The organism is Streptomyces flavochromogenes, from assembly GCF_000717595.1.
GTDB classification, from domain to species: Bacteria; Actinomycetota; Actinomycetes; order Streptomycetales; family Streptomycetaceae; genus Streptomyces; species Streptomyces flavochromogenes.
The window spans coordinates 226,692-247,431 of sequence record NZ_JNZO01000001.1 but is presented as its reverse complement, the minus strand read 5'-3'; the positions used below and the strand labels follow the sequence as shown (position 1 = coordinate 247,431).

Below are 20,740 nucleotides of genomic sequence, written 5' to 3'. Positions count from 1 at the left end.
CCCCACCGCTGTCCACCTTCCAGGTGAATCGGCCCATCCCGAGCGCCGTCGATGCCGAATGAGGAGCATGACCCTCTCCGAGCCCCCGGGCGAGCCCACCCGCACGGACCGACTTCTCGCGGCCGTCGGCGGCCTGATCGCCGGATACGTCTCCCTCGCCGTCGCGGACCTCGCCGCCTTCTGGGTACGGCCCGAGGCGAGCCCCGTGACCGCCGTCGGCGGCGCCGTCGTCGACCGGACACCGGCGGCCGTCAAGGAGTGGGCGATCCGTGAGTTCGGCGAGAGCGACAAGGCCGTACTCCAGCTCGGCATCCTGGTCGTCCTCGGGCTCCTCGCCGTCGGGATCGGGCTCCTCGCGCTGCGCCACCGGCTGCTCGGCTCGGCGGCGGTCGGCGCCTTCGGCGTCCTCGGTGCCCTGGCGGCCGTCACGCGGCCCGACGCGGACTCCGCGCTCGACGCCGTGCCCTCGCTGGTGGGCGCCGCCGTCGGCGCGGCCCTGCTGTACGCCCTGACCGGGCTGCTCGCCCGGAGAGCCGGGACGGGGTCGCGGGCCGCCCGCGCCGACCGCCGGACCTTCCTGGTGGTCGCCGCGTCCGCCGGCCTCGCCGCGACCGGCGCCGCCGCCCTCGCCAGGGCGGTCGGCAGCCCCGTGGAGGAGAACGCCGCGGCCTCCCGCGCGGCCCTGCGCCTGCCCCGACCGGCGTCCCCCGCGCCGCCCGTACCCGCCGGAGCCCAGCTCCGGGTCCCCGGCATCAGCCCCTTCATCACCCCGAACCGCGACTTCTACCGCGTCGACACCGCGCTCGTCGTCCCGCGTGTCGACGCCGACCAATGGCGGCTGCGCGTCCACGGCGCGGGCGTCCGCGAGGAGCTCACCGTCACACTGCGGGAGCTCATGACCCGGCGGGTCGTGGAGCGGGACATCACCCTCGCCTGCGTCTCGAACGAGGTCGGCGGCCCGTACGTCGGCAACGCCAGCTGGCTCGGCGTGTCCCTCGCCGACCTTCTGAGGGAGGCAGGCGTGCGGCCGCCGTCCGAGGGAGGCCCCGCCGACCAGCTGGTGGCCCGCTCCGTCGACGGCATGACCATCGGCACCCCGGTCGAGCAGGTCATGGACGGCCGTGACGCCCTCCTCGCCTTCGGCATGAACGGCGAACCCCTGCCCTTCACCCACGGCTTCCCCGTCCGCATGGTCGTCCCCGGCCTCTACGGGTACGTCTCCGCCTGCAAGTGGATCGAGTCGATCGAACTCACCACCTTCGCCGCGTACGACGCCTACTGGGTCCCGCGCGGCTGGGCCGCCCAGGCCCCCGTCAAGACCCAGTCCCGCATCGACACCCCCCGCGCCTTCGCCCGCCCCGCCGCCGGCACCGTCATGATCGCCGGGGTCGCCTGGGCCCAGCACCGGGGAATCCGCCGGGTCGAGGTACGGATCGACGACGGCCCCTGGCAGGAGGCCCGGCTCGCCGCCGAGGACAGCAGCGACACCTGGCGCCAGTGGCTGTACCCGTGGACGGCCACCCCCGGCCGCCACACCCTCACCGTCCGCGCCACCGACGGCACCGGCGCCATCCAGCCCGAGGAGCGCACCGGCACCATGCCCGACGGGGCCCAGGGCCGGCATTCGGTCGTCGTGACGGTCGAGGCGGGGTAGCCGTCCGGCCCGAAGTGAAGGAGTCGTGACGGTGGAAGGGGGTAGCCGTGACGGTCGGGGTGCGGCATCGTGACGGTCGGGAGGGTGGCGCCGCTCCGGTCCGGGCAGCGTAACGAACCGGTGCCGACCACCCGTTCGTCGTTCTCATGAGGGAGACTGCTCCCGTGCGTGGACATCTGCCGGACGAGAACCCCGGTTTCGTGGGGCGCCGCACGGAACTGGACCGGATATCCGCCGCGTTGGCGGAGCACCGCCTCGTCACCGTGACCGGCGTCGGGGGAGTCGGGAAGACCCGGCTCGCGCTGCGTGCCGCTCACCGCGCCGCCGACGGGTACTCCGACGGCGCCTGGTGGACCGATCTCACCCCGCTCGACGGCGACCGGCTCCTCGTCGCCCTCGTCGCCGACTCGGTCGACCTCTCCGACCACACCCCCGGCATGGCGACCACCGGACTGTGCCGCCGGCTCGCCGACGACCGGCTGCTGCTCGTCCTCGACTCCTGCGAACACCTCGCCGAACCCTGCGCACGGCTCGTCGCCGAACTCCTCGCCGCCGCCCCCGGACTCACCGTCCTGGCCACCAGCCGGCGTCCCCTCGGCGTCGAGGGGGAGCGGGTCGTCGCCCTCGACCCGCTGCCGCCCGCCGGGGGCGACGCCCTGGAGCTGCTCCGCCGTGCCGCGGGCGAGGACTTCACCGCCGCGGGCCCGGCCGGTGAGATCTGCGTACGCCTCGAAGGCATTCCGCTCGCCCTGGAACTGGCTGCCGCCCAGATCCGCCTCCAGGGCGCCGAAGCCGTCCGGGACCAGCTCGGCACCCGCTTCGACGCCCCGCCCTCCGCCCGCTTCGAGCTGCTCGCGCACACCGAGCGGGTTTGGCCGAGCCGCCACCAGACCCTGCGGGCCGCCATCGGCTGGAGCCATGAGCTGAGCGCTCCGCTCGAACGCCTCCTCTGGGCCCGGCTCAGCGTCTTCCGCGGCCCCTTCGACCTGGCGTCGGCGACCGCCGTGTGCATCGGCGGCCCGCTGAACCGCGCGACCCTGCCGGGAGCCCTCGACGGGCTCGTCCGCGCCTCCGTGGTCCGCCCGCCGGACGCGGGCGGACGACTCAGGATGCTCGACACGATCCGTGCGTACGGGGCGACCTGGCTGGACCGCACCGGCGAGACCGGGACGGTCGCCGACCGGCACGCCGCCCATTTCCGGGGGCTCGCGCGCCGGGGCGAGACCGAATGGCACGGGGCGCGCCAACTGCGCTGGTACCGGACCGTCGACGCCCACCACACCGACCTGCGCACCGCTCTCGACCGGCTGCTGCGGACCGACCCCGACGCCGCCCTCGACCTCATCGGCTCGGTCGCCTTCGCCTGGTCCTGCCGCGGCCGTCTCCGCGAGGCCCGCGACGGTCTCGAACACGCCCTGCTGCTGAGCGGCGCCCGCGGCCGCACCCGGGCCCGCGCCTTGTGGGCGCTCGGCGTGACCCTCGTACTCCAGGGGGAGTTCGGTCCCGCGCAGGAGGTGAGCGAGCGCTGCGCCCGGGAGTCCCGGTACACGGAGTACAAGGACCGCACGGAGGACGCCGACGGTGCCGGGCGCGCGGGCGACCCCGGCCGCCCCGGTGACCTGACCCTCGACGCCGCCGCCCTCGCCGGCCTCCTCGCCCTCACCACGGGCCGTCCGATGGCCGCGTACGTCGTCGTGGACCATGTCCTCGACGCCGCCCGGGGCGGCCCCGCCGACTCCGCCGCCCGGCTCCGCTGCCATCTCGTCCGCGTGTTCGCCCTGACGGGCCTCGGCCGGCTCGGCGAGGCCCGCGACCGGGCGCTGGCCCTGCGGACCCTGTGCGAGGAGCTGGACGAGCACTGGACCCGGACGGCCCTGGAGTACCAGCTCGCCCTCACGGGCCTCCTGGAGGGCGACCCCGCGACGGCGGCCGGGCACGCGCGCGCGATGCTCGAAGGCACGCGAGGGCTCGGCGCGAGCCTGGGAGTGGCGCTCGGGCTCGACGTCCTCGCCACGGCGCTCGCGGCGGCCGGTGACGGCGAGCGGGCGGCCGACGTCTCGGGCACGGGGGAGGCGTACTGGCGCTCCACGGGCCAGCCCCGTCGCGGCCTGCCCGGCCTGCGGGCGCTGCACGAGAAGTACACGGACACCGCCCGCGCGACGATCGGCGAACCGGCCTACGAGGAGATCTTCGTACGCGCCCTCACCGGGCTTCCCCAGGACGGCCTCGACCGAGCCCTGCGAGGCCCCCGCCAGACCTGAGGCCGCACATCCCGGACGGTCCGCCCGAGACGCGTCCGTGCCGAGGTGCCGGGCCCCGGGCCGCGGCGCACCATGAGGGCATGGACGGATCCCTGAGTGGTCTGAGTGACATCAGCACACCGGGGCGCGTGGCCGGGCCGGACGAGGGCGTCTCCGTGCAGGAGTTGGCCCTCGCGGCCCGCAACCACGGGCTGCCCCTGGAAGCGCTGCGGTACGACGTCACTCCGCCGGGGCTGCACTACGTCCTCGTCCACTACGACATCCCCGACACCACCGCAGACGGCTGGCGGCTCACCGTCGGCGGCCGGGTGCTGCGCACCCTCGACCTCGACCTGGACGCGCTCCGCTCCCGGCCCTCCGTCACCCGCCGGGTCACCCTGGAGTGCGCCGGGAACGGCCGCGCCCGGCTGTCGCCCCGGCCGGTCAGCCAGCCCTGGCTCGTCGAGGCCGTCGGAACCGCCGACTGGACCGGTGTCCCCCTCGCCGCGCTCCTGGACGAGGCGGGGGTCGCGGAGGACGCCGTCGAGGCGGTGTTCACGGGCGCCGACCACGGGGTGGAGCGGGGCGTCGAGCAGGACTACCGGCGGAGCCTCCCCCTCACGACGGCCGCCGACCCGGCCCGGGACGTCCTCGTCGCGTATGCCATGAACGGGGCGCCCCTGCCCCCGCAGCACGGCAGCCCGCTCCGGCTCGTCGTCCCCGGCTGGTACGGCATGGCCCATGTGAAGTGGCTCCACGACATCACGCTGACCGACACCCCGTACACCGGCTTCCAGCAGGCCGTGGCCTATCGCGTCCGGCAGGCGCCCGAGGATCCGGGGGCGCCCGTCACCCTCATCGCGCCCCGGGCCCTGATGGTGCCGCCGGGATTCCCCGACTTCATGTCCAGGACCCGCGTGGTCCGTCCCGGCCCCGTCCCGCTCACCGGCCGCGCCTGGTCGGGCCATGGCCCCGTCACCCGCGTCGAGGTGAGCGAGGACGGCGGGGCGGCCTGGACGGGGGCGGAGCTCGTACGGGATCCCGCGCACCCCTGGGCCTGGTCCGCCTGGCGGACCACCTGGACGGCGACCCCGGGCCTGCGGCATCTGACCGTGCGGGCCACCGACGCCGCGGGCAACGTCCAGCCGGTCGTCGAGCCCTGGAACCGCGGCGGATTCGCCAACAACCTCGTCCAGCGGGTCGAGGTCCTCTGCACCCCGGACGCGACGCCGGACACGACCGGGGCCCGAGGCTGACGGCCGGCGCGACGCCGGACACGACCGGGGCCGGAGCCCGACGGCGTCGGGAGCCGTGGCCCGTGGCCCCGTCGCCGTGTGGCCGGTCGAGCCGACCGGGGCGGCGGGGCCGGGGCAGGGCGACGCGCCGCAGGCCCGGTGCGTAAAGTCGACTCCCGCAGCCCCGAACCCGACGAGGAGACCTCCGTGACCGACCCGGCGTCCACCGCCCTCCAGCAGCAGATCGCCCGGGACCTCCAGGTGGCCGAGACCTTCGACCCGCGGGCCGAGATCGAGCGCCGCGTGGCCTTCCTGACCGAGCGGCTCACCTCCACCGGTCTGCGCTCCCTCGTCCTCGGCATCAGCGGCGGCGTCGACTCCACCACCGCCGGACGCCTCTGCCAGCTCGCCGTGGAGCGGGCCCGCGCCGCCGGACACGAGGCCACCTTCTACGCGATGCGCCTGCCGTACGGCGTGCAGGCCGACGAGAAGGACGCGCAGACCGCACTCGGCTTCATCCGCGCCGACGAGGTCCTCACCGTGGACGTGAAGGCCGCGAGTGACGCGGCCCTCGAGGCCGCGCGCGCCGGTGGCGTCGCCTTCCGCGACGCCCACCACCAGGACTTCGTGCAGGGCAACATCAAGGCCCGTCAGCGCATGATCGCCCAGTACGCGGTCGCCGGAGCCTGCGACGGGCTCGTCGTCGGCACCGACCACGCCGCGGAGGCCGTCTCCGGCTTCTTCACCAAGTTCGGCGACGGTGCCGCGGACGTCGTCCCGCTCACCGGGCTGACCAAGCGGCGCGTCCGCGCGGTCGCGGCCGAGCTGGGCGCCCCGGCCGAACTGGTCTGGAAGACCCCCACGGCCGACCTGGAGACGCTGGACCCGGGCAAGCCCGACGAGGACGCCCTCGGTGTCACGTACGACGACATCGACGACTTCCTGGAGGGCAAGCCGGTCACCGAGGCCGCCTTCACCACGATCGTGCGCCGCTACGAGCTCACCGAGCACAAGCGGCAGCTGCCGATCGCGCCCTGAGCGACCCGGCCCCGGGCGGTGACCCGGGGCCGCGCCCCGCACCCCCGCGCCTCACTCTGAGCGGCGGGCGGCGGACACTCGGCGGATCCTGGAAGGGGTGCCCGGAAGGGGCCCCCGGAAAGGAGCACGCCATGTTCGGCGAAACCCCGGCATTCAGCGGTTTCTCGGTCGACGACCTGGACGCCGCCCGGCGCTTCTACGGCGAGACCCTCGGTCTCGCGGTGGGCGAGGAGGGGGAGGGCGACATGCGGATGCTCTTCCTCACCCTGGCGGGCGGGGCACGGGTCTTCGTCTATCCGAAGGACAACCACACCCCGGCCACGTTCACGATCCTCAATTTCGCGGTCGACGACATCGACCGGGCCGTGGACGATCTGACGGGGCGCGGAGTGACCCTGGAGCGCTACGAGGGATTCGAGGCCGACGCGAAGGGGATCGTGCGGGTCGACGGCGGACCGGCCATCGCCTGGTTCACGGACCCGGCGGGCAACGTCCTGTCGGTGCTCCAGGAGAACCGCTGACCGTCGGCGCCGAGCAGGGCGGCGGTGCGATCGCCCGTGTCTCCCGGGTGTCGGCGTAGCCGTCCGGCACCGTCTCCGCCCCCGAACGGACCGGTCCGCGTGCGCCACGGCCCCGTACCGCCTCGAATGGGAGGGTGATCGCGCCGCCCGACGACTGCCTCGCCCGCAACGAGTGGATCTGCGGCGCCTATCTCTCCACCCGGAGGGAGATCCTCACCGACGCCGTCGTCCAGCACCTCCAGCTGGCGGCCGTCTCCGTCGCCCTCGGCCTGGTGCTCGCCCTCCCGCTCGCGGTCGCCGCCCGCCGGTGGCGCTGGGCGGCCGGGCCGGTCCTCGGGGTCACCACACTCCTGTACACGATTCCGGCGCTCGCGATGTTCTCGCTGCTCCTGCCCGTGTACGGGCTGTCCGCCACCCTGGTCGTGGCCGGCCTCGTCCTGTACTCCCTCACACTCCTCGTCCGGAACATCCTGGCCGGGCTCCGCGCCGTTCCCGAGGAGACCCGCCAGGCCGCCCGCGGCCTCGGATACGGTCCGGTCCGGCTGCTGCTCGCCGTCGAGATGCCGCTCGCCGTGCCCGCCGCCATGGCCGGGCTCCGGATCGCCACCGTCTCGGCCGTCTCCCTCGTCACGATCGGCGCGATCGTCGGTCACGGCGGACTCGGCAACCTCATCTACTCGGGCATGAACACCTACTTCAAGGCCCAGGTGCTCACCGCCTCCGTGCTCTGCGTCGTGATCGCCGTCGTCGCCGACCTGCTTCTCCTGGGCGCGCAACGCCTGCTCACCCCCTGGACCAGAGGGCAGGCCGCATGACGCCGCCCCCCGGGCCCGCGGGCGGGCCGCACGGCCGCCGCCCCCAGGGGTCCGAGGGCGGGCCGCATGACCCCACCCCGGACCCGAGGGCGGGCCGCATGACCCCAATCCGGGCCCGAGGGCGGGCCGCGTGACCACCCTCGCCGACGCCTGGTCCTGGCTCACCACCTCCGCGCACTGGTCCGGGGAGAACGGCATCGGGCACCGGCTCGCCGAGCACCTCTTCCTCACCGTCGTCTGCCTCGCCGTCAGCTGCGCGATCGCCCTGCCCGTCGCCCTTGTCCTCGGGCACCTCGGCAAGGGCGGCGCACTCGCCGTGAACCTCTCGAACGTCGGCCGGGCCGTTCCCACCTTCGCCGTCCTCGTCCTGCTCCTCCTCAGCCCGATCGGCTCGTACGGGCAGTGGCCGACGATCATCGCGCTCGTCCTGTTCGCCATGCCCCCGCTGCTGACCAACGCGTACGTGGGGATGCGCGGCGTCGACCCCGACGTCGTACGGGCCGCCCGGGGCATGGGCATGACGGGCCGCCAGACCCTGACCCTGGTCGAAGTGCCGCTGGCGCTGCCCCTGATCCTGACCGGTGTGCGGATCGCCGCGGTCCAGCTCGTCGCCACCGCCACCGTGGCCGCGCTCGCCGGCGGCGGCGGGCTCGGCCGGATCATCACGGCCGGGTTCAACCTCGCCTCCACTCCGCAGGTCGTCGCCGGTGCGTGCCTCGTCGCCGTGCTCGCGCTGCTCGTGGAAGGGGTCTTCGAGGGAGTCCAGCGCCTCGCCCCCGCCGGAGGACGGGGGAGCGGCCCGTGAGCAGACCGCCCCGCCCGTCCCGGGTCGCCGCCCTCGGTCTCCTCCTGGCGGCCTGCGCGGTCCTCGGCGGCTGCGCGACGGGACCCTCCCTGGAGGCCCGGGGCGAGGTCACGGCACCACCGGGCGACAGCCGCCGGCTGACCGTCGGCTCGGCCGGGTTCACCGAGAGCGACCTGCTGGCCCAGATGTACGCCCTGCTCCTGGAGGACGCCGGGTACGGTACGAAGATCCTCTCCGTCACCAACCGCGAGCTGTACGAACCGGCCCTGGAACGCGGTCAGATCGATGTCGTGGCGGAGTACGCGGCGACCTTCGCCGACTGGCTGAACGCCAAGGCCAACGGGGCCGACGCGCCGACCGTCGGTTCGCCCGACCCGGACGCCACGATGAAGGCCCTCCGCGAGCTCGCCGCACCCCGGGGGCTCACCGTCCTCGACGCGGGGCGTGCCGTCGACCAGAACGCCTTCGCCGTCACCGCCGAGTTCGCCGCCGAACACCGGCTGAAGTCCCTGAGCGACCTCGGCGCCACCGGCCTCCCGATCCGCCTCGCGGCCGGTGACGAATGCGTCCGGAGGCCGTACTGCGCCCCCGGCCTGAGGGAGGTCTACGGCATCGACATCACCGCCGTCGACCCCAAGGGCGTCGGTACCACCCCCGCCAAACAGGCCGTCCAGAACGGCCAGGATCAGCTGGTGCTCACCACGACCACCGATGCCACACTCGACGCGTTCGGCCTCGTCCTGCTCGCGGACGACAAGCGCCTGCAGAACGCCGACCACATCGTCCCCGTCGTCAACCGCGCCCGCGCCGGCGGCGAGCGCGTCACCCGGGCGCTGTCCCGTCTCAACACGGTCCTGACCACGGCCGATCTCGCTCGGCTCAACGCACAGGTGGACAGCTGGCGGCGACTCCCGGAGGACGTGGCGCGGAACTATCTCGTGGCGAAGGGGCTCGTCCCGCACTGAGGCCGGGGGACCGTGGCCGTCAGCCCGCTGAACTGCGTCTCTTGTCATGACCCTTGCGAGGCGGTTCGCGACCCTGCTATTCATCCGTTAGGAAAGTTTCCTTCCAGTCCAGCTGTGCCTTCCGGCCTTCCGCAAGGCCTCGTTCGTCGTTCCGTGGAGACCCCCATGACTTCGGCACGATCCGCACGACTCCGCCCCCTCGGCCATCGCCCCGGCATCCGACGCCTCGGCGTCGCCGGAACCGCCCTCGGCGCGCTGCTCCTCGGCCTCGCCGTCACCCCGCCCACAGCGACCGCCGCCCCCGTCACCTACGAGGCGGAGACGGCGACCGTCTCCCAGGGCGCCGTCGAGTCCAACCACACCGGGTTCACCGGAAACGGATTCGTCAACTACGACAACGCCAGCGGCAGTTACGTCCAATGGAACGTCAACGCCGCCCAGGCGGGCCCCGCGACCCTCACCCTGCGCTACGCCAACGGCACCACCACCAACCGCCCCATGGACATCGCCGTCAACGGCGCCGTCGCCGCATCCGGCAAGTCCTTCGCCGGCACCGGCGCCTGGACCAGCTGGGCGACCACCACCGTCACCACCACCCTGAAGGCCGGCGCCAATACGATCCGCGCCACCGCCACCACCGCCAACGGCGGCCCCAACGTCGACCACATCAAGGTCGACGGCACCACCACCCAGCCGCCCACCGGCACCACCCCCGCCGCGGTCAACGGCCAGCTCAAGGTCTGCGGCACCAAGCTCTGCAACACGTACGACAAGCCGATCCAGCTGCGCGGCATGTCCAGCCACGGCACCCAGTGGTACAGCCAGTGTCTGACCGGCGGCTCGCTCGACGCCCTCGCCAAGGACTGGAACGCCGACGTCCTCCGCGTCTCCACGTACGTCCAGGAGGAGGGCTACGAGACCGACCCGCGCAAGTACACCGACCTCGCCCACTCCCTCATCGAGCAGGCCACCGCGCGCGGCATGTACGTGATCGTCGACTGGCACATGCTCGACCCGGGCGACCCCCACTACAACCTCGCCCGCGCCAAGACGTTCTTCACCGAGATCGCCCAGCGCCACGGCGCCAAGACCAACCTGCTGTACGAGATCGCCAACGAGCCCAACGGCGTCGCCTGGTCCCGCATCAAGAGCTACGCCGAGCAGCTGATCCCGGTCATCCGCGCCAAGGACGCCGAGACCCCGATCCTCGTCGGCACCCGCGCGTGGTCCTCGTTCGGCGTCTCCGACGGCGCGAACGAGTCCGAGGTCGTGTCCAACCCCGTCAACGCGACCAACATCATGTACACCTTCCACTTCTACGCGTTCTCGCACCGGGACGAGTACCTGGACACCCTCTCCCGCGCCGCCGACAGGCTGCCCGTCTTCGTCACCGAGTTCGGCACCCAGAACTACGCCGGTGAAGGCAGCAACGACTTCGCGATGTCGCAGCGGTTCCTCGACCTCATGGCCACCAAGAAGATCAGCTGGGTCAACTGGAACTTCTCCGACGACGAGCGCAGCGGCGCCGTCTTCAAGACCGGCACCTGCGACTCCGGCGGCCCCTGGGCGGGCACCGCCTCGCTGAAGCCCGCCGGCGTCTGGATCCGCGACCGCATCAGGACGGCGGACGACTTCCCGACCTCCTGACGCCCCTCCTCCGGTACGCCCCCGCCGTGTGATCCACTGTCCTGGCGGGGGCGTACCGAACAGGAGCAGGAACGCGTGACCACCTACCGGCAGCCAGGACTCGTCCTCACCGACCACCGCTTCCCCGTCCCCCTCGACCACGCCCGCCCCGACGGCGAGCGGATCGAGGTCTTCGGCCGTGAGGTCGTCGCGAGCGGCAACGCCGGGGCGGACCGCGAGCAGCTCCCCTGGCTGGTCTACCTGGAGGGCGGTCCCGGCTTCGGCGCCCGCCGGTTCATCGGTCCGCAGGCCTGGCTCGGCCGGGCCGTCCAGGAGTTCCGCGTGCTCCTCCTCGACCAGCGGGGCACCGGCCGCTCGACCCCCGCCAACCGCCAGACCCTGCCGCTCCGCGGCACCCCCGCCGAACAGGCCGACTACCTCGCCCACTTCCGCGCCGACTCGATCGTCAGGGACTGCGAGCTCATCCGCCGCCGGCTCACCGGCGGCGCCCCCTGGACCGTCCTCGGCCAGAGCTTCGGCGGCTTCTGCGCCACCCACTACCTCTCGACCGCGCCCCAGGGCCTGGAGCGGGTCCTGATCACCGGCGGCCTGCCCTCCCTGCACGCCACCGCCGACGAGGTCTACCGCGCCGCCTACCCCCGTATCCGGCGCAAGAACGAGGCGCACTACACCCGCTACCCGCAGGACGCCGAACGGGCCCGCGCCGTCGTCGCCCACCTCCTCGACCACGAGGTCACCCTGCCCGGCGGCGGCCGGCTCACCCCCGAGGCCTTCCAGTCCCTCGGGACCCTCCTCGGCTCCGGCGAGGGCACCCACCAGCTCCATCTGCTCCTGGAGGGCGCGTTCGTCCCCACCCCCGGCGGGCCCGCGCTCGCCGACGCCTTCCTGGAGCAGGTCCAGGCCCACCTGTCGTACGCCGGACACCCGCTGTACGCCGTGCTCCACGAGGCCATCTACGCCCAGGGGAAGGGCCCCACCGACTGGGCGGCCGAGCGCGTCCGTGCCGAGTACCCGGAGTTCGACGCCGGGGCCGCGCTCGCCGAAGGACGGCCGCCGCTCTTCACCGGCGAGACCGTCCACCCCTGGCACTTCACCACCGACCCCGCCCTGCGCCCGCTCCGCGAGACGGCGGAACTCCTCGCCGCCCGCACCGACTGGACCCCGCTGTACGACCCCGAGCGCCTCGCCGACAACCGGGTCCCGGTCGCCGCGGCCGTCTACCACGACGACATGTACGTGGACACCGGCCACTCCCTGACCACCGCGCGCGCGATCCGCGGCCTGCGCACCTGGCTGACGGACGAGTTCGAGCACGACGGGGTGCGGGCCGGGGGACCGCGCGTCCTGGACCGGCTGCTCGCACTGGCCCGCGACGAGATCTGACCGTCCGGGTGAGGGGCGAGGTGCGGCCCGCGGCGCGCGAAAAGTCCAAGGGGTGGGCCGCCCCTGCTCATGGAGCGCACCGGACGGATGCCGGTAGAACTCGGTCCGGGCCCCGTGCGGGGGCCTTCCGAGGAGAGGACCCGGACATGAGCACCCACGTCAGCGCGGAGATCGCCGGCCAGCCCGACTGCTGGCGCCGCGCCGCCGAGATCGCCGGCCGCGACGCCGACCTGCTGCCGGCCCGCGGCGAGCGGGTGGCGGTGGTCGGCTGCGGAACCTCGTACTTCATCGCCCGCGCCTACGCGGCGTTGCGCGAGTCCCTCGGCGCGGGCGAGACCGACGCGTTCCCCGCCTCCGACTCCACGCCGCTCGGGCGCGGTTACGACCGGATCGTGGCCCTCACCCGCTCCGGCACCACCACGGAGGTCGTCCATCTCCTCGCCGGCGCTGCGGGGCGCATTCCGACCCTCGTCCTCACCGGGGTGCCCGACAGCCCCGCCGGACAGCTCGCCGACCGGGTCCTCGATCTCGGGTTCGCCGACGAACGTTCCGTCGTCCAGACCCGGTTCGCGACCACGGCACTCCAACTCCTGCGCGCGGGACTCGGGGTGGACCTGGGACCCGCCATCGCCGACGCCGAACTCGTCCTCTACGAGCGGCTGCCCGCCGCGTGGGAACGGCGCGGCCAGTTCACCTTCCTCGGCACCGGATGGACCGTCGGACTCGCCGACGAGGCCGCCCTCAAACTGCGCGAGGTGGCCCGCGGCTGGACGGAGTCGTACGCGGCGATGGAGTACCGCCACGGCCCGATCAGCATCAGCGACCGGTCCAGCCTCGTGTGGTGCCTCGGCCCCGCCCCCTCGGGGCTGAAGGACGAAGTGGAGTCCACCGGCGCCCTGTTCGCGGCCGACGCGATCGACCCGGTCGCGGCGCTCGTCCGCGCCCAGCGGCTCGCGGTCGCCCTCGCGGTGCGTCGCGGGCTCAACCCCGACCGGCCCAGGAACGTCTCGCGTTCGGTGATCCTTTCCGGAGCGTTCCGCCCGACCGCTGCGGAGGCGGCCCGTATCCTGCGGTCATGACCGGAACCGATGTCACGGACCTCGCGGAGATGCCCGGCGACTGGCAGCGCGCCCTCGCCGTCGTCGCCCACCCCGACGACCTGGAGTACGGCTGCGCGGCGGCGGTCGCCGCCTGGACGGACGCAGGCAAGGAGGTGGCCTACGTCCTCGCGACCCGCGGTGAGGCCGGCATCGACACGATCGCCCCGGACGACTGCGGTCCGCTGCGGGAGCGGGAGCAGCGGGACAGCGCCGCGGTCGTCGGCGTGGACACGGTGGAGTTCCTCGACCACCGCGACGGGGTGATCGAGTACGGGCTCGGACTGCGCCGGGACATCGCGGCGGCGATCCGCAGGCACCGACCGGAGCTGGTCATCACCCTCAACCACCGCGACACCTGGGGCGGGAGCCCGGGCGCCCCCTGGAACACCCCCGACCACGTGGCCGTGGGCCGTGCCACGCTCGACGCGGCGGGGGACGCGGGCAACCGCTGGATCTTCCCCGAGCTCGCCGACCAGGGACTGGAGCCCTGGAACGGGGTGCGCTGGGTGGCGGTCGCGGCGTCCAGCACCCCGACCCACGCGGTGGACGCGGCCCCGGGCCTGGACCGTGCGATCCGTTCGCTGCTCTGTCACCGCGCCTACATCGAGGTCCTGACGGACGAGGACCCGGAGCAGTACGTCCGGTCCTTCCTCACCTCGGCGACGGGCCAGGCGTCCGCGCGCTTCGGCGGCCGCCCGGCGGTGGCCTTCGAACTCTTCGGGCGCTGACGTACGGGCTCGGGACGCGGGCCCGGGGGTCAGGGACGACGGGTCAGCACGCGGGTGGTGCTGCCGTCGTCCTCGGTGATGTCCCGGACGTGCTCGAATCCGATCCGGCCGAGCAGCTTCAGCGAGGCGGCGTCGGGCTCGGCCGCGGTGGCGTGCACCTCGGCCAGGCCGAGCGTGCCGAACCCGTGAGCCACGAGGGCCTCGGCCCACCTCCGTACCGAGCCCCGAACCCCAGGCCGCCGGTGCGAGCGCGTACACGATCTCGTGCCCGCCGACGTCCTCGGACGGCTTGATCCCGGCGTGCCCGACCAGCACCGCGTCCCGGCGCACGGCCCAGACGGCGAACAGCTCCTGGGCGTAGACCTTCGTGGAGATCCGCCCGAACAGGGCCCGGTCGTCCTCCTCGGACGCCGGGCCGTCACTCATCCACGCCGACACCCTCGGATCCTGGAAGAGGGCGATGAAGGCCTCCTCGTCCGTGGGGACGCAGGGCTCGAGCAGGAGGCGCTCGGTGCGCAGCGTCGGTATCACGAACGGCGACGCTCACCACCGGGCGCCGACCGGGCAATCGACTTTCGCCGCGGGGGAACGGTGGCGGCCGGTCAGCCCATCGGGGCCGGCTTCAGGACCGCGAAGGCCGCGCCGAAGGGGTCGGCGAGCCATGCGATGCGGCCGACGTCCGGGATGTCTGCCGCGGGCATCAGGACCGAACCGCCGTTGCCCTGGGCCGCCGTGACGATCGCGTCCGCGTCCTCGACGTCGAAGTACACGATCCAGCGGGGACCCTCGTTCGTGTCCTGGAGTTCGGCCGCGCCGCCGAAGGACGCGTCCTGCTGGTCGCCGTCGGCGGTCGAGACGACCCGGTACTTCATGCCGGGGGCGTCCATCTCCGCCGACCGCCAGCCGAACAGCGTCCGGTAGAAGGCCAGGGTGCCCTCCGGGTCCGTCGTGTGCAGCTCCACCCAGACGAGGGTGTTCGTCGACGACGTGCGGTCGAGGCCCTTGGTCGTGCCCGGCTGCCAGATCGCGAACTGTGCGCCGCCCGGGTCGGTGAGGGCGGCCATCCGGCCCGCCTCCATGACGTCGAGCGGCGCGAGGCGTACGGCGCCGCCTGCCGACTCGGTGTCCTTCGCCGTGGCGTCCGCGTCCGGGGTCTGGAAGTACACGGTCCAGGCGCTGGACGCGCCCTCCTCGGTGAGCGGACCCAGCGCGGCGACCGTCCTGCCGTCCTGCTGGAAGAAGCCGTATCCGCCGGCCTCGGGACCCGCGGAGCGGAACTCCCAGCCGAAGACGGCGGTGTAGAAGGCGGCCGCCGCCTCCGTGTCCGGGCTGCCGAGGTCGATCCAGCAGGGAGAGCCCTTGGTGAACTGCGTACCGAGCATGGGAGGTGTCCCGTCCTTCCGTGAGCCGTCGTCCGAGTACCGAGTACCGAGTACCGAGTACCGAGTGCCGAGTTTCGTGTGCCGGGTGCCGTCGACCGTCACCCGTGTGCCGTATTCGGCCACCATGACTGATCCTGGTGCCTCGGCCCACGCGGCGCAGCCTCAACCGGCCCGGTTCATCCGACCGGCCGACCGGCCACCTTCTCCTCCAGGTCGCCGAACACCAGCTCGCTGTTGAGCGCGGCCGCGGCGCGGTAGCCCCGGCTCACCGCGTTGACCACCTGTTCCTGTGGACCCGTGACGTTCCCGGCCGCCCATACGCCCGGCACGCTCGTGCGCCCCACCTCGTCCACCACCACGAACTCCCCGAACGGGGTCTCGCGCAGCTCCGCGCCCAGCTGCCGCAGCACCCCGTCGCGGGCCGCCAGACGGGTCGCCGCCGCGAAGACCACCGAGCGGGCCACGGTCCGCCCGTCGGCGAGCCGCACCCCGGTCAGCCGGTCGTCCTCCACCGCGAACCCCGTCACCTCGCCCCGCTCGATCCGGACGCCCGCCGCGTCCAGGAGCGCCGCCTCGTGCTCCGACGGCTCGGCCGAGGTGTGCAGGAACAGGGTCACGTCCTTCGACCAGTGCGCCACCATCAGTGCCTGGTGCGCGGGCATCGTCGGGTGCGCGATCACTCCGAAGGCCTCGTCGCGGACCTCCCAGCCGTGGCAGTACGGGCAGTGCAGCACGTCCCGTCCCCACCGGTCGGCCAGTCCGTCGATCACGGGGAGCTCGTCGACGAGCCCCGTGGTGACGACGAGCCGCCGCGCCCCGACCGTCTCCCCGTCCGCAAGGGTGAGGACGAACCCGCCGTTCCGGTCCGGTGCCGCGCCCGTCACCTCGCCGGACCGCAGCTCGACCCCGTACGCGACGATCTCGGCCCGGCCGGCCGCCAGATAGTCGGCCGGGCTCATACCGTCCCGGGACAGGACGCCCTGCATGTGCGCGGTGGGCGCGTTCCGCGGCTCTCCGGCGTCGACGACCAGGGTCCGGCGCCGCGACCGGCCCAGCACCAGGGCTGCGCTGAGCCCCGCCGCGCCCCCGCCGACCACCACTGCCTCGTATGTGTCGTTCTCCAGGTGTACGTTCATGGGCCGAGCGTCACCCGAGTCCACGAGATGAGCAAGTGAGCTTGCCGATTCTGCAAAACTGGACGTATGACCGAAGACGATCGCATCGACGCCGTGCTCAACGAGGTCGGCCCCCGCCTCCGCCGGGTCCGCCGCGACCGCGGGGTGACCCTGGCCGAGCTCTCCGCGGACACCGGAATCTCCGTGAGCACCCTCTCCCGGCTGGAGTCCGGGCAGCGCAGGCCGAGCCTCGAACTGCTCCTCCCGCTCGCCCGCGCCCATCAGGTCGCGCTCGACGAACTGGTCGGCGCCCCGGCGACGGGCGACCCCCGGATCCGGGCCAGGCCCATCGTGCGGTACGGCCGCACGATGTACCCGCTGACCCGGCAGCCCGGCGGCCTCCAGGCGTACAAGATCGTCCAGGAGAAGCCGCAGCAGGAGGAACCGGAGCCGCGTGTCCACGAGGGCTACGAATGGCTGTACGTGCTCTCCGGGAGGCTGCGGCTCGTCCTCGGGGAGCACGACGTCGTCCTCGGCCCCGGCGAGGCGGCCGAGTTCGACACCCGCGTCCCGCACTGGTTCGGTCCGACGCCCGAAGGCCCGGTGGAGTTCCTCAGCCTCTACGGGCCCCAGGGGGAGCGGATGCACGTCCGCGCCCGCCCGAAGAAGTCCGGATGAGTGGTTTACCTCGGATCAAGCGACCGCTTAGTATGCGACCGACCGCTCGGTACGGAGGAGGCTTCCGGATGCAGGCATGGCGTGTGTACGAGAACGGGGAACCGCGCGCGGTGATGCGCCGCGAGGAGGTGGCACCGCCCACGCCCGGCGACGGCCAGGTCCTCCTCAGGGTCCGCGCCGCGAACGTCAACTTTCCCGACGCGCTGCTCTGCCGCGGCCACTACCAGATCCGCCCCCCGCTCCCCTTCACCCCCGGCGTGGAGGTCTGCGCCGAGACCGAGGACGGCCGCAGGGTCATCACCACCGCCGTCCTCCCGCACGGCGGCTTCGCCGACCACGTCCTCGCCGACGCCGCCGGGCTGCTCCCCGCCCCCGAGTCGCTCGACGACGCCGAGGCCGCCGCGCTGCACATCGGCTACCAGACCGGCTGGTTCGGCCTGCACCGCCGCGCCGCCCTCCAGGAGGGCGAGACCCTCCTGGTCCACGCGGCGGCCGGCGGGGTCGGCAGCGCCGCCGTCCAGCTCGGCAAGGCCGCCGGCGCCACCGTCATCGGAGTCGTCGGCGGACCCGAGAAGGCGGCCGTCGCCCGTGCGCTCGGCTGCGACGTGGTGATCGACCGACGCTCCGAGGACGTCATCGCCGCCGTCAAGGCCGCGACCGGCGGCCGCGGCGCCGACGTGATCTACGACCCCGTCGGCGGCGAGGCCTACCAGCAGTCCGCGAAGTGCGTCGCCTTCGAGGGCCGGATCGTGATCGTCGGCTTCGCGAGCGGCACGGTCCCGGCGCCCGCCCTCAACCACGCCCTGGTGAAGAACTACACGATCCTCGGCCTCCACTGGGGCCTCTACGCGGCGAAGGACCCGGCCTCGATCGGCCGCTGCCACGAGACCCTCACGGCCTACGCCGCCAAGGGCCTCATCAAGCCCCTCATCGGCGAACGCGTCCCCTTCGCGGGCGCGGCGGACGCCGTCCAGCGGGTCGCCGACGGCACCACCACCGGCCGCCTGGTCGTCCTCCCGGAAGGAGCCCACGCATGACCGACGCCGAGGAACTCCGGGTACGCACCGGGAAGTTGCTGGACGAGCACCCGCCCGCCACCACCGACCGCACCGACTTCCTGCGTGCCCGCTTCGACGCCGGCCTCGCCTGGGTGCACTACCCCGTCGGCCTCGGCGGACTCGACGCGCCCCGCGCGCTCCAGACCGTCGTCGACGCCGAACTCGCCGCCGCCGGCGCCCCCGACAACGACCCGCGCAAGATCGGCATCGGCCTCGGCATGGCGGCCCCCACCGTCCTCGCCCACGGCACCGACGAGGTCAGGCGGCGCTTCCTCCGCCCGCTGTGGGTCGGCGAGGAGGTCTGGTGCCAGCTGTTCAGCGAGCCCGGGGCCGGATCCGATCTCGCCGCCCTCGCCACCAGGGCCGTCCGCGACGGCGAGGACTGGGTCGTGGACGGGCAGAAGGTGTGGACCTCCAGCGCCCACACGGCCCGCTGGGCCATCCTCATCGCCCGCACCGACCCGGACGCCCCCAAGCACCGGGGCATCACCTACTTCGTCTGCGACATGACCGCCCCCGGCGTGGAGGTCCGGCCGCTGCGCCAGATCACCGGCGAGGCCGAGTTCAACGAGGTCTTCCTCACCGGCGTCCGCATCCCCGACGCCCACCGCCTCGGCGAGGTCGGCGACGGCTGGCGGGTCGCCCAGACCACCCTCATGAACGAGCGGGTCTCCATCGGCGGAGCCCGTATCCCCCGCGAGGGCGGCATGATCGGCAAGGTCGCCACGACCTGGCGCGAGCGCCCCGAGCTGCGCACCCACGAGCTGCACCGGCGCCTCCTCGACCACTGGGTCGACGCCGAGGTCGCCCGGCTCGCCGGGGAGCGGCTCCGCCAGCAGCTCGTCGCGGGCCGCCCCGGCCCCGAGGGCAGCGCCATGAAGCTCGCGTTCGCCCGTCTGAACCAGGCCATCAGCGGCCTTGAGGTCGAACTGCTCGGCGACGAGGGCCTGTTGTACGGGGAGTGGGAGATGCGCCGCCCCGAACTCGTCGATTTCACCGGCCGCGACGCCGGTTACCGCTATCTGCGGTCCAAGGGCAACTCGATCGAGGGCGGCACCAGCGAGGTGCTGCTCAACATCGTCGCCGAGCGGGTCCTTGGCCTGCCGCCCGAGCCCCGTAACGACAAGGACGTCGCCTGGAAGGACCTCGCCCGATGACGGAATCGTCCGAACCGACGGAACAGCCGCTCGACCTCCTCTACTCCGAGACCGAGGACGACCTGCGGGCCGCCGTCCGCGCCCTGCTCGCCGACCGGGCCGGCCACCAGACCCTCCTCGGCCGGATCGAGACGGACAGCCCCTACGTCCCCGGCCTGTGGAAGTCCCTCGCGGGCGACATCGGTGTCGCCGGACTCCTCGTCCCGGAGAAGCTCGGCGGCCAGGGCGCGAGCCACCGCGAGGCCGCCGTCGTCCTGGAGGAGCTGGGCCGGGCGGTGACCCCGCTGCCCTACCTCACGAGCGCGGTGGTGGCCACCGAGACCCTGCTCGCCCTGGAGGGGGAGGGGGACGCGGCGGCCGGACTGCTCGCGGAGCTGGCGGGCGGCCGCACGGTCGCGGCCCTCGCCGTACCGCTGTCGACGGCGCCCGACGCCGAGCCGGCGCCCGGTGAGCGGGTCGCGGCGGTCGCCGACGCCATCGCCGCCGACGTGTTCCTCGTCCTGCGGGCCGACGGTCTGTACGCCGTACCCGCCGGCGAGGCGACCGTCGAGCCGCAGACCCCGCTCGACCTGACGCGTCCCCTGGCCACGGTCACCACCGGCGCAGGGGTCGGCGCCCGGCTCGCGGGTCCCGACGCGGCCGGCGCGGCGGTCCGGCGGGGGCTGCTCGCCGGGGCCGGACTCCTCGCCTCGGAGCAGCTCGGCCTCGCCGAGTGGTGTCTGGAGGAGACCGTCCGTTACACCCGCGAGCGCCACCAGTTCAACAGGCCGGTCGGCTCGTTCCAGGCCCTCAAGCACCGTATGGCCCAGCTCTGGCTGGACCTTGTCGGGGCCCGGGCGGCGGCCCGCGCCGCCGCCGACGCCCTCGCCACCGGCAGCGCGGACGCCCCGCTGACCGTGGCCGTGGCACAGGCGTACTGCTCCAGGGTCGCCGTACGGGCCGCCGAGGAGTGCGTCCAGCTGCACGGCGGGATCGGGATGACCTGGGAGCACCCGGCGCACCTGGCGCTCAAGCGGGCCAAGTCGGACCAGATCGCGCTCGGCTCCACGGGCCGGCACCAGGACGCGATCGCCGCCCTGGTCGGCCTGGCGCCGCCGGCCTAGCCGACGCGGCGCCGCCCCCCGGCCGGACGCGGCGCCGCCCTCCCGGCTGATGTGAGGCCCCTTGTAAGGGGCCGCCGCGTCCGCACCCCTTTACATACTGTTTAATTGCAAGCTGT

The 20,740-nt window shown here is 73.8% G+C and carries 18 protein-coding genes and 1 pseudogene; 16 read left to right on the top strand and 3 right to left on the bottom strand.

The genetic code is table 11. The annotated features are described in order from the left end of the window. Positions 1-67 precede the first annotated feature (67 nt). The 12 genes from IF00_RS0100930 to IF00_RS0100875 all read left to right on the top strand — a co-directional run bounded on the left by IF00_RS0100930 (position 68) and on the right by IF00_RS0100875 (position 14,131). Entirely contained in the window at positions 68-1,654 is a 1,587-nt protein-coding gene (locus IF00_RS0100930; protein WP_106975743.1) for a molybdopterin-dependent oxidoreductase, read from the top strand. 146 nt (positions 1,655-1,800) lie between these two features. Continuing rightward, the gene (locus IF00_RS0100925; protein ID WP_030313066.1) at positions 1,801-3,915 is read left to right on the top strand and encodes an ATP-binding protein; all 2,115 of its coding nucleotides are present in this window, start codon (positions 1,801-1,803) and stop codon (positions 3,913-3,915) included. Positions 3,916-3,995: 80 nt separating this feature from the next. Continuing rightward, positions 3,996-5,150: a sulfite oxidase gene (locus tag IF00_RS0100920; RefSeq protein ID WP_030313065.1), complete on the top strand. Its 1,155-nt coding sequence runs from the start codon at positions 3,996-3,998 to the stop codon at positions 5,148-5,150. Positions 5,151-5,336: 186 nt separating this feature from the next. Beyond that, positions 5,337-6,167, top strand: coding sequence for an ammonia-dependent NAD(+) synthetase (gene nadE, locus IF00_RS0100915; protein ID WP_030313064.1), 831 nt, complete (start codon positions 5,337-5,339; stop codon positions 6,165-6,167). 131 nt (positions 6,168-6,298) lie between these two features. After that, entirely contained in the window at positions 6,299-6,688 is a 390-nt protein-coding gene (locus IF00_RS0100910) for a VOC family protein (protein WP_030313063.1), read from the top strand. Positions 6,689-6,822: 134 nt separating this feature from the next. After that, positions 6,823-7,503, top strand: a complete 681-nt coding sequence (locus tag IF00_RS0100905; RefSeq protein ID WP_030313061.1) for an ABC transporter permease — start codon at positions 6,823-6,825, stop codon at positions 7,501-7,503. A 130-nt stretch (positions 7,504-7,633) separates the two neighbouring features. Beyond that, entirely contained in the window at positions 7,634-8,308 is a 675-nt protein-coding gene (locus tag IF00_RS0100900; protein ID WP_030313059.1) for an ABC transporter permease, read from the top strand. Further along, positions 8,305-9,273, top strand: a complete 969-nt coding sequence (locus IF00_RS0100895; protein WP_030313057.1) for an ABC transporter substrate-binding protein — start codon at positions 8,305-8,307, stop codon at positions 9,271-9,273. The genes IF00_RS0100900 and IF00_RS0100895 overlap by 4 nt, the downstream gene beginning before the upstream one ends. Before the next feature lie 165 nt (positions 9,274-9,438). Continuing rightward, complete coding sequence (locus tag IF00_RS0100890) at positions 9,439-10,920, top strand: cellulase family glycosylhydrolase (protein ID WP_030313056.1); 1,482 nt, start codon at positions 9,439-9,441, stop codon at positions 10,918-10,920. A 75-nt stretch (positions 10,921-10,995) separates the two neighbouring features. After that, positions 10,996-12,303, top strand: coding sequence for an alpha/beta fold hydrolase (locus tag IF00_RS0100885; protein WP_030313055.1), 1,308 nt, complete (start codon positions 10,996-10,998; stop codon positions 12,301-12,303). Between the two features lie 146 nt (positions 12,304-12,449). Continuing rightward, positions 12,450-13,382 (top strand): SIS domain-containing protein, encoded by a 933-nt coding sequence (locus IF00_RS0100880; RefSeq protein WP_030313053.1) that lies wholly within the window; start codon positions 12,450-12,452, stop codon positions 13,380-13,382. After that, a complete protein-coding gene (locus IF00_RS0100875; RefSeq protein ID WP_030313051.1) occupies positions 13,379-14,131 on the top strand; it encodes a PIG-L deacetylase family protein in 753 nt (250 codons plus the stop codon). The genes IF00_RS0100880 and IF00_RS0100875 overlap by 4 nt, the downstream gene beginning before the upstream one ends. Before the next feature lie 29 nt (positions 14,132-14,160). Here IF00_RS0100875 and IF00_RS40810 read toward each other — a convergent pair. The 3 genes and pseudogenes from IF00_RS40810 to IF00_RS0100860 all read right to left on the bottom strand — a co-directional run bounded on the left by IF00_RS40810 (position 14,161) and on the right by IF00_RS0100860 (position 16,649). Continuing rightward, positions 14,161-14,662 (bottom strand): annotated as a pseudogene (locus tag IF00_RS40810) (GNAT family N-acetyltransferase). Positions 14,663-14,733: 71 nt separating this feature from the next. Further along, the gene (locus tag IF00_RS0100865) at positions 14,734-15,513 is read right to left on the bottom strand and encodes a VOC family protein (RefSeq protein WP_030313050.1); all 780 of its coding nucleotides are present in this window, start codon (positions 15,511-15,513) and stop codon (positions 14,734-14,736) included. A 176-nt stretch (positions 15,514-15,689) separates the two neighbouring features. Next, positions 15,690-16,649, bottom strand: a complete 960-nt coding sequence (locus IF00_RS0100860; RefSeq protein WP_030313049.1) for an NAD(P)/FAD-dependent oxidoreductase — start codon at positions 16,647-16,649, stop codon at positions 15,690-15,692. A 66-nt stretch (positions 16,650-16,715) separates the two neighbouring features. Here IF00_RS0100860 and IF00_RS0100855 point away from each other — a divergent pair, with 66 nt between their 5' ends. The 4 genes from IF00_RS0100855 to IF00_RS0100840 all read left to right on the top strand — a co-directional run bounded on the left by IF00_RS0100855 (position 16,716) and on the right by IF00_RS0100840 (position 20,624). Continuing rightward, positions 16,716-17,306: a helix-turn-helix domain-containing protein gene (locus IF00_RS0100855; RefSeq protein ID WP_030313048.1), complete on the top strand. Its 591-nt coding sequence runs from the start codon at positions 16,716-16,718 to the stop codon at positions 17,304-17,306. Between the two features lie 68 nt (positions 17,307-17,374). Next, the gene (locus tag IF00_RS0100850; protein ID WP_030313047.1) at positions 17,375-18,343 is read left to right on the top strand and encodes an NADPH:quinone oxidoreductase family protein; all 969 of its coding nucleotides are present in this window, start codon (positions 17,375-17,377) and stop codon (positions 18,341-18,343) included. Then, entirely contained in the window at positions 18,340-19,521 is a 1,182-nt protein-coding gene (locus IF00_RS0100845; protein ID WP_030313046.1) for an acyl-CoA dehydrogenase family protein, read from the top strand. Before IF00_RS0100850 ends, IF00_RS0100845 begins: the two co-directional genes overlap by 4 nt. Further along, positions 19,518-20,624, top strand: a complete 1,107-nt coding sequence (locus IF00_RS0100840) for an acyl-CoA dehydrogenase family protein (protein ID WP_030313045.1) — start codon at positions 19,518-19,520, stop codon at positions 20,622-20,624. The genes IF00_RS0100845 and IF00_RS0100840 overlap by 4 nt, the downstream gene beginning before the upstream one ends. Positions 20,625-20,740 lie beyond the last annotated feature (116 nt).

Bases quoted from the DNA above. Each gene is read 5' to 3' on its own strand.
- IF00_RS0100930 (WP_106975743.1), top strand. From the start codon at position 68: ATGACCCTCTCCGAGCCCCCGGGCGAGCCCACCCGCACGGACCGACTT.
- IF00_RS0100925 (WP_030313066.1), top strand. From the start codon at position 1,801: ATGAGGGAGACTGCTCCCGTGCGTGGACATCTGCCGGACGAGAACCCC.
- IF00_RS0100920 (WP_030313065.1), top strand. From the start codon at position 3,996: ATGGACGGATCCCTGAGTGGTCTGAGTGACATCAGCACACCGGGGCGC.
- IF00_RS0100910 (WP_030313063.1), top strand. From the start codon at position 6,299: ATGTTCGGCGAAACCCCGGCATTCAGCGGTTTCTCGGTCGACGACCTG.
- IF00_RS0100890 (WP_030313056.1), top strand. From the start codon at position 9,439: ATGACTTCGGCACGATCCGCACGACTCCGCCCCCTCGGCCATCGCCCC.
- IF00_RS0100880 (WP_030313053.1), top strand. From the start codon at position 12,450: ATGAGCACCCACGTCAGCGCGGAGATCGCCGGCCAGCCCGACTGCTGG.
- IF00_RS0100875 (WP_030313051.1), top strand. From the start codon at position 13,379: ATGACCGGAACCGATGTCACGGACCTCGCGGAGATGCCCGGCGACTGG.
- IF00_RS0100865 (WP_030313050.1), bottom strand. From the start codon at position 15,513: ATGCTCGGTACGCAGTTCACCAAGGGCTCTCCCTGCTGGATCGACCTC.
- IF00_RS0100860 (WP_030313049.1), bottom strand. From the start codon at position 16,649: ATGAACGTACACCTGGAGAACGACACATACGAGGCAGTGGTGGTCGGC.
- IF00_RS0100855 (WP_030313048.1), top strand. From the start codon at position 16,716: ATGACCGAAGACGATCGCATCGACGCCGTGCTCAACGAGGTCGGCCCC.
- IF00_RS0100850 (WP_030313047.1), top strand. From the start codon at position 17,375: ATGCAGGCATGGCGTGTGTACGAGAACGGGGAACCGCGCGCGGTGATG.
- IF00_RS0100845 (WP_030313046.1), top strand. From the start codon at position 18,340: ATGACCGACGCCGAGGAACTCCGGGTACGCACCGGGAAGTTGCTGGAC.
- IF00_RS0100840 (WP_030313045.1), top strand. From the start codon at position 19,518: ATGACGGAATCGTCCGAACCGACGGAACAGCCGCTCGACCTCCTCTAC.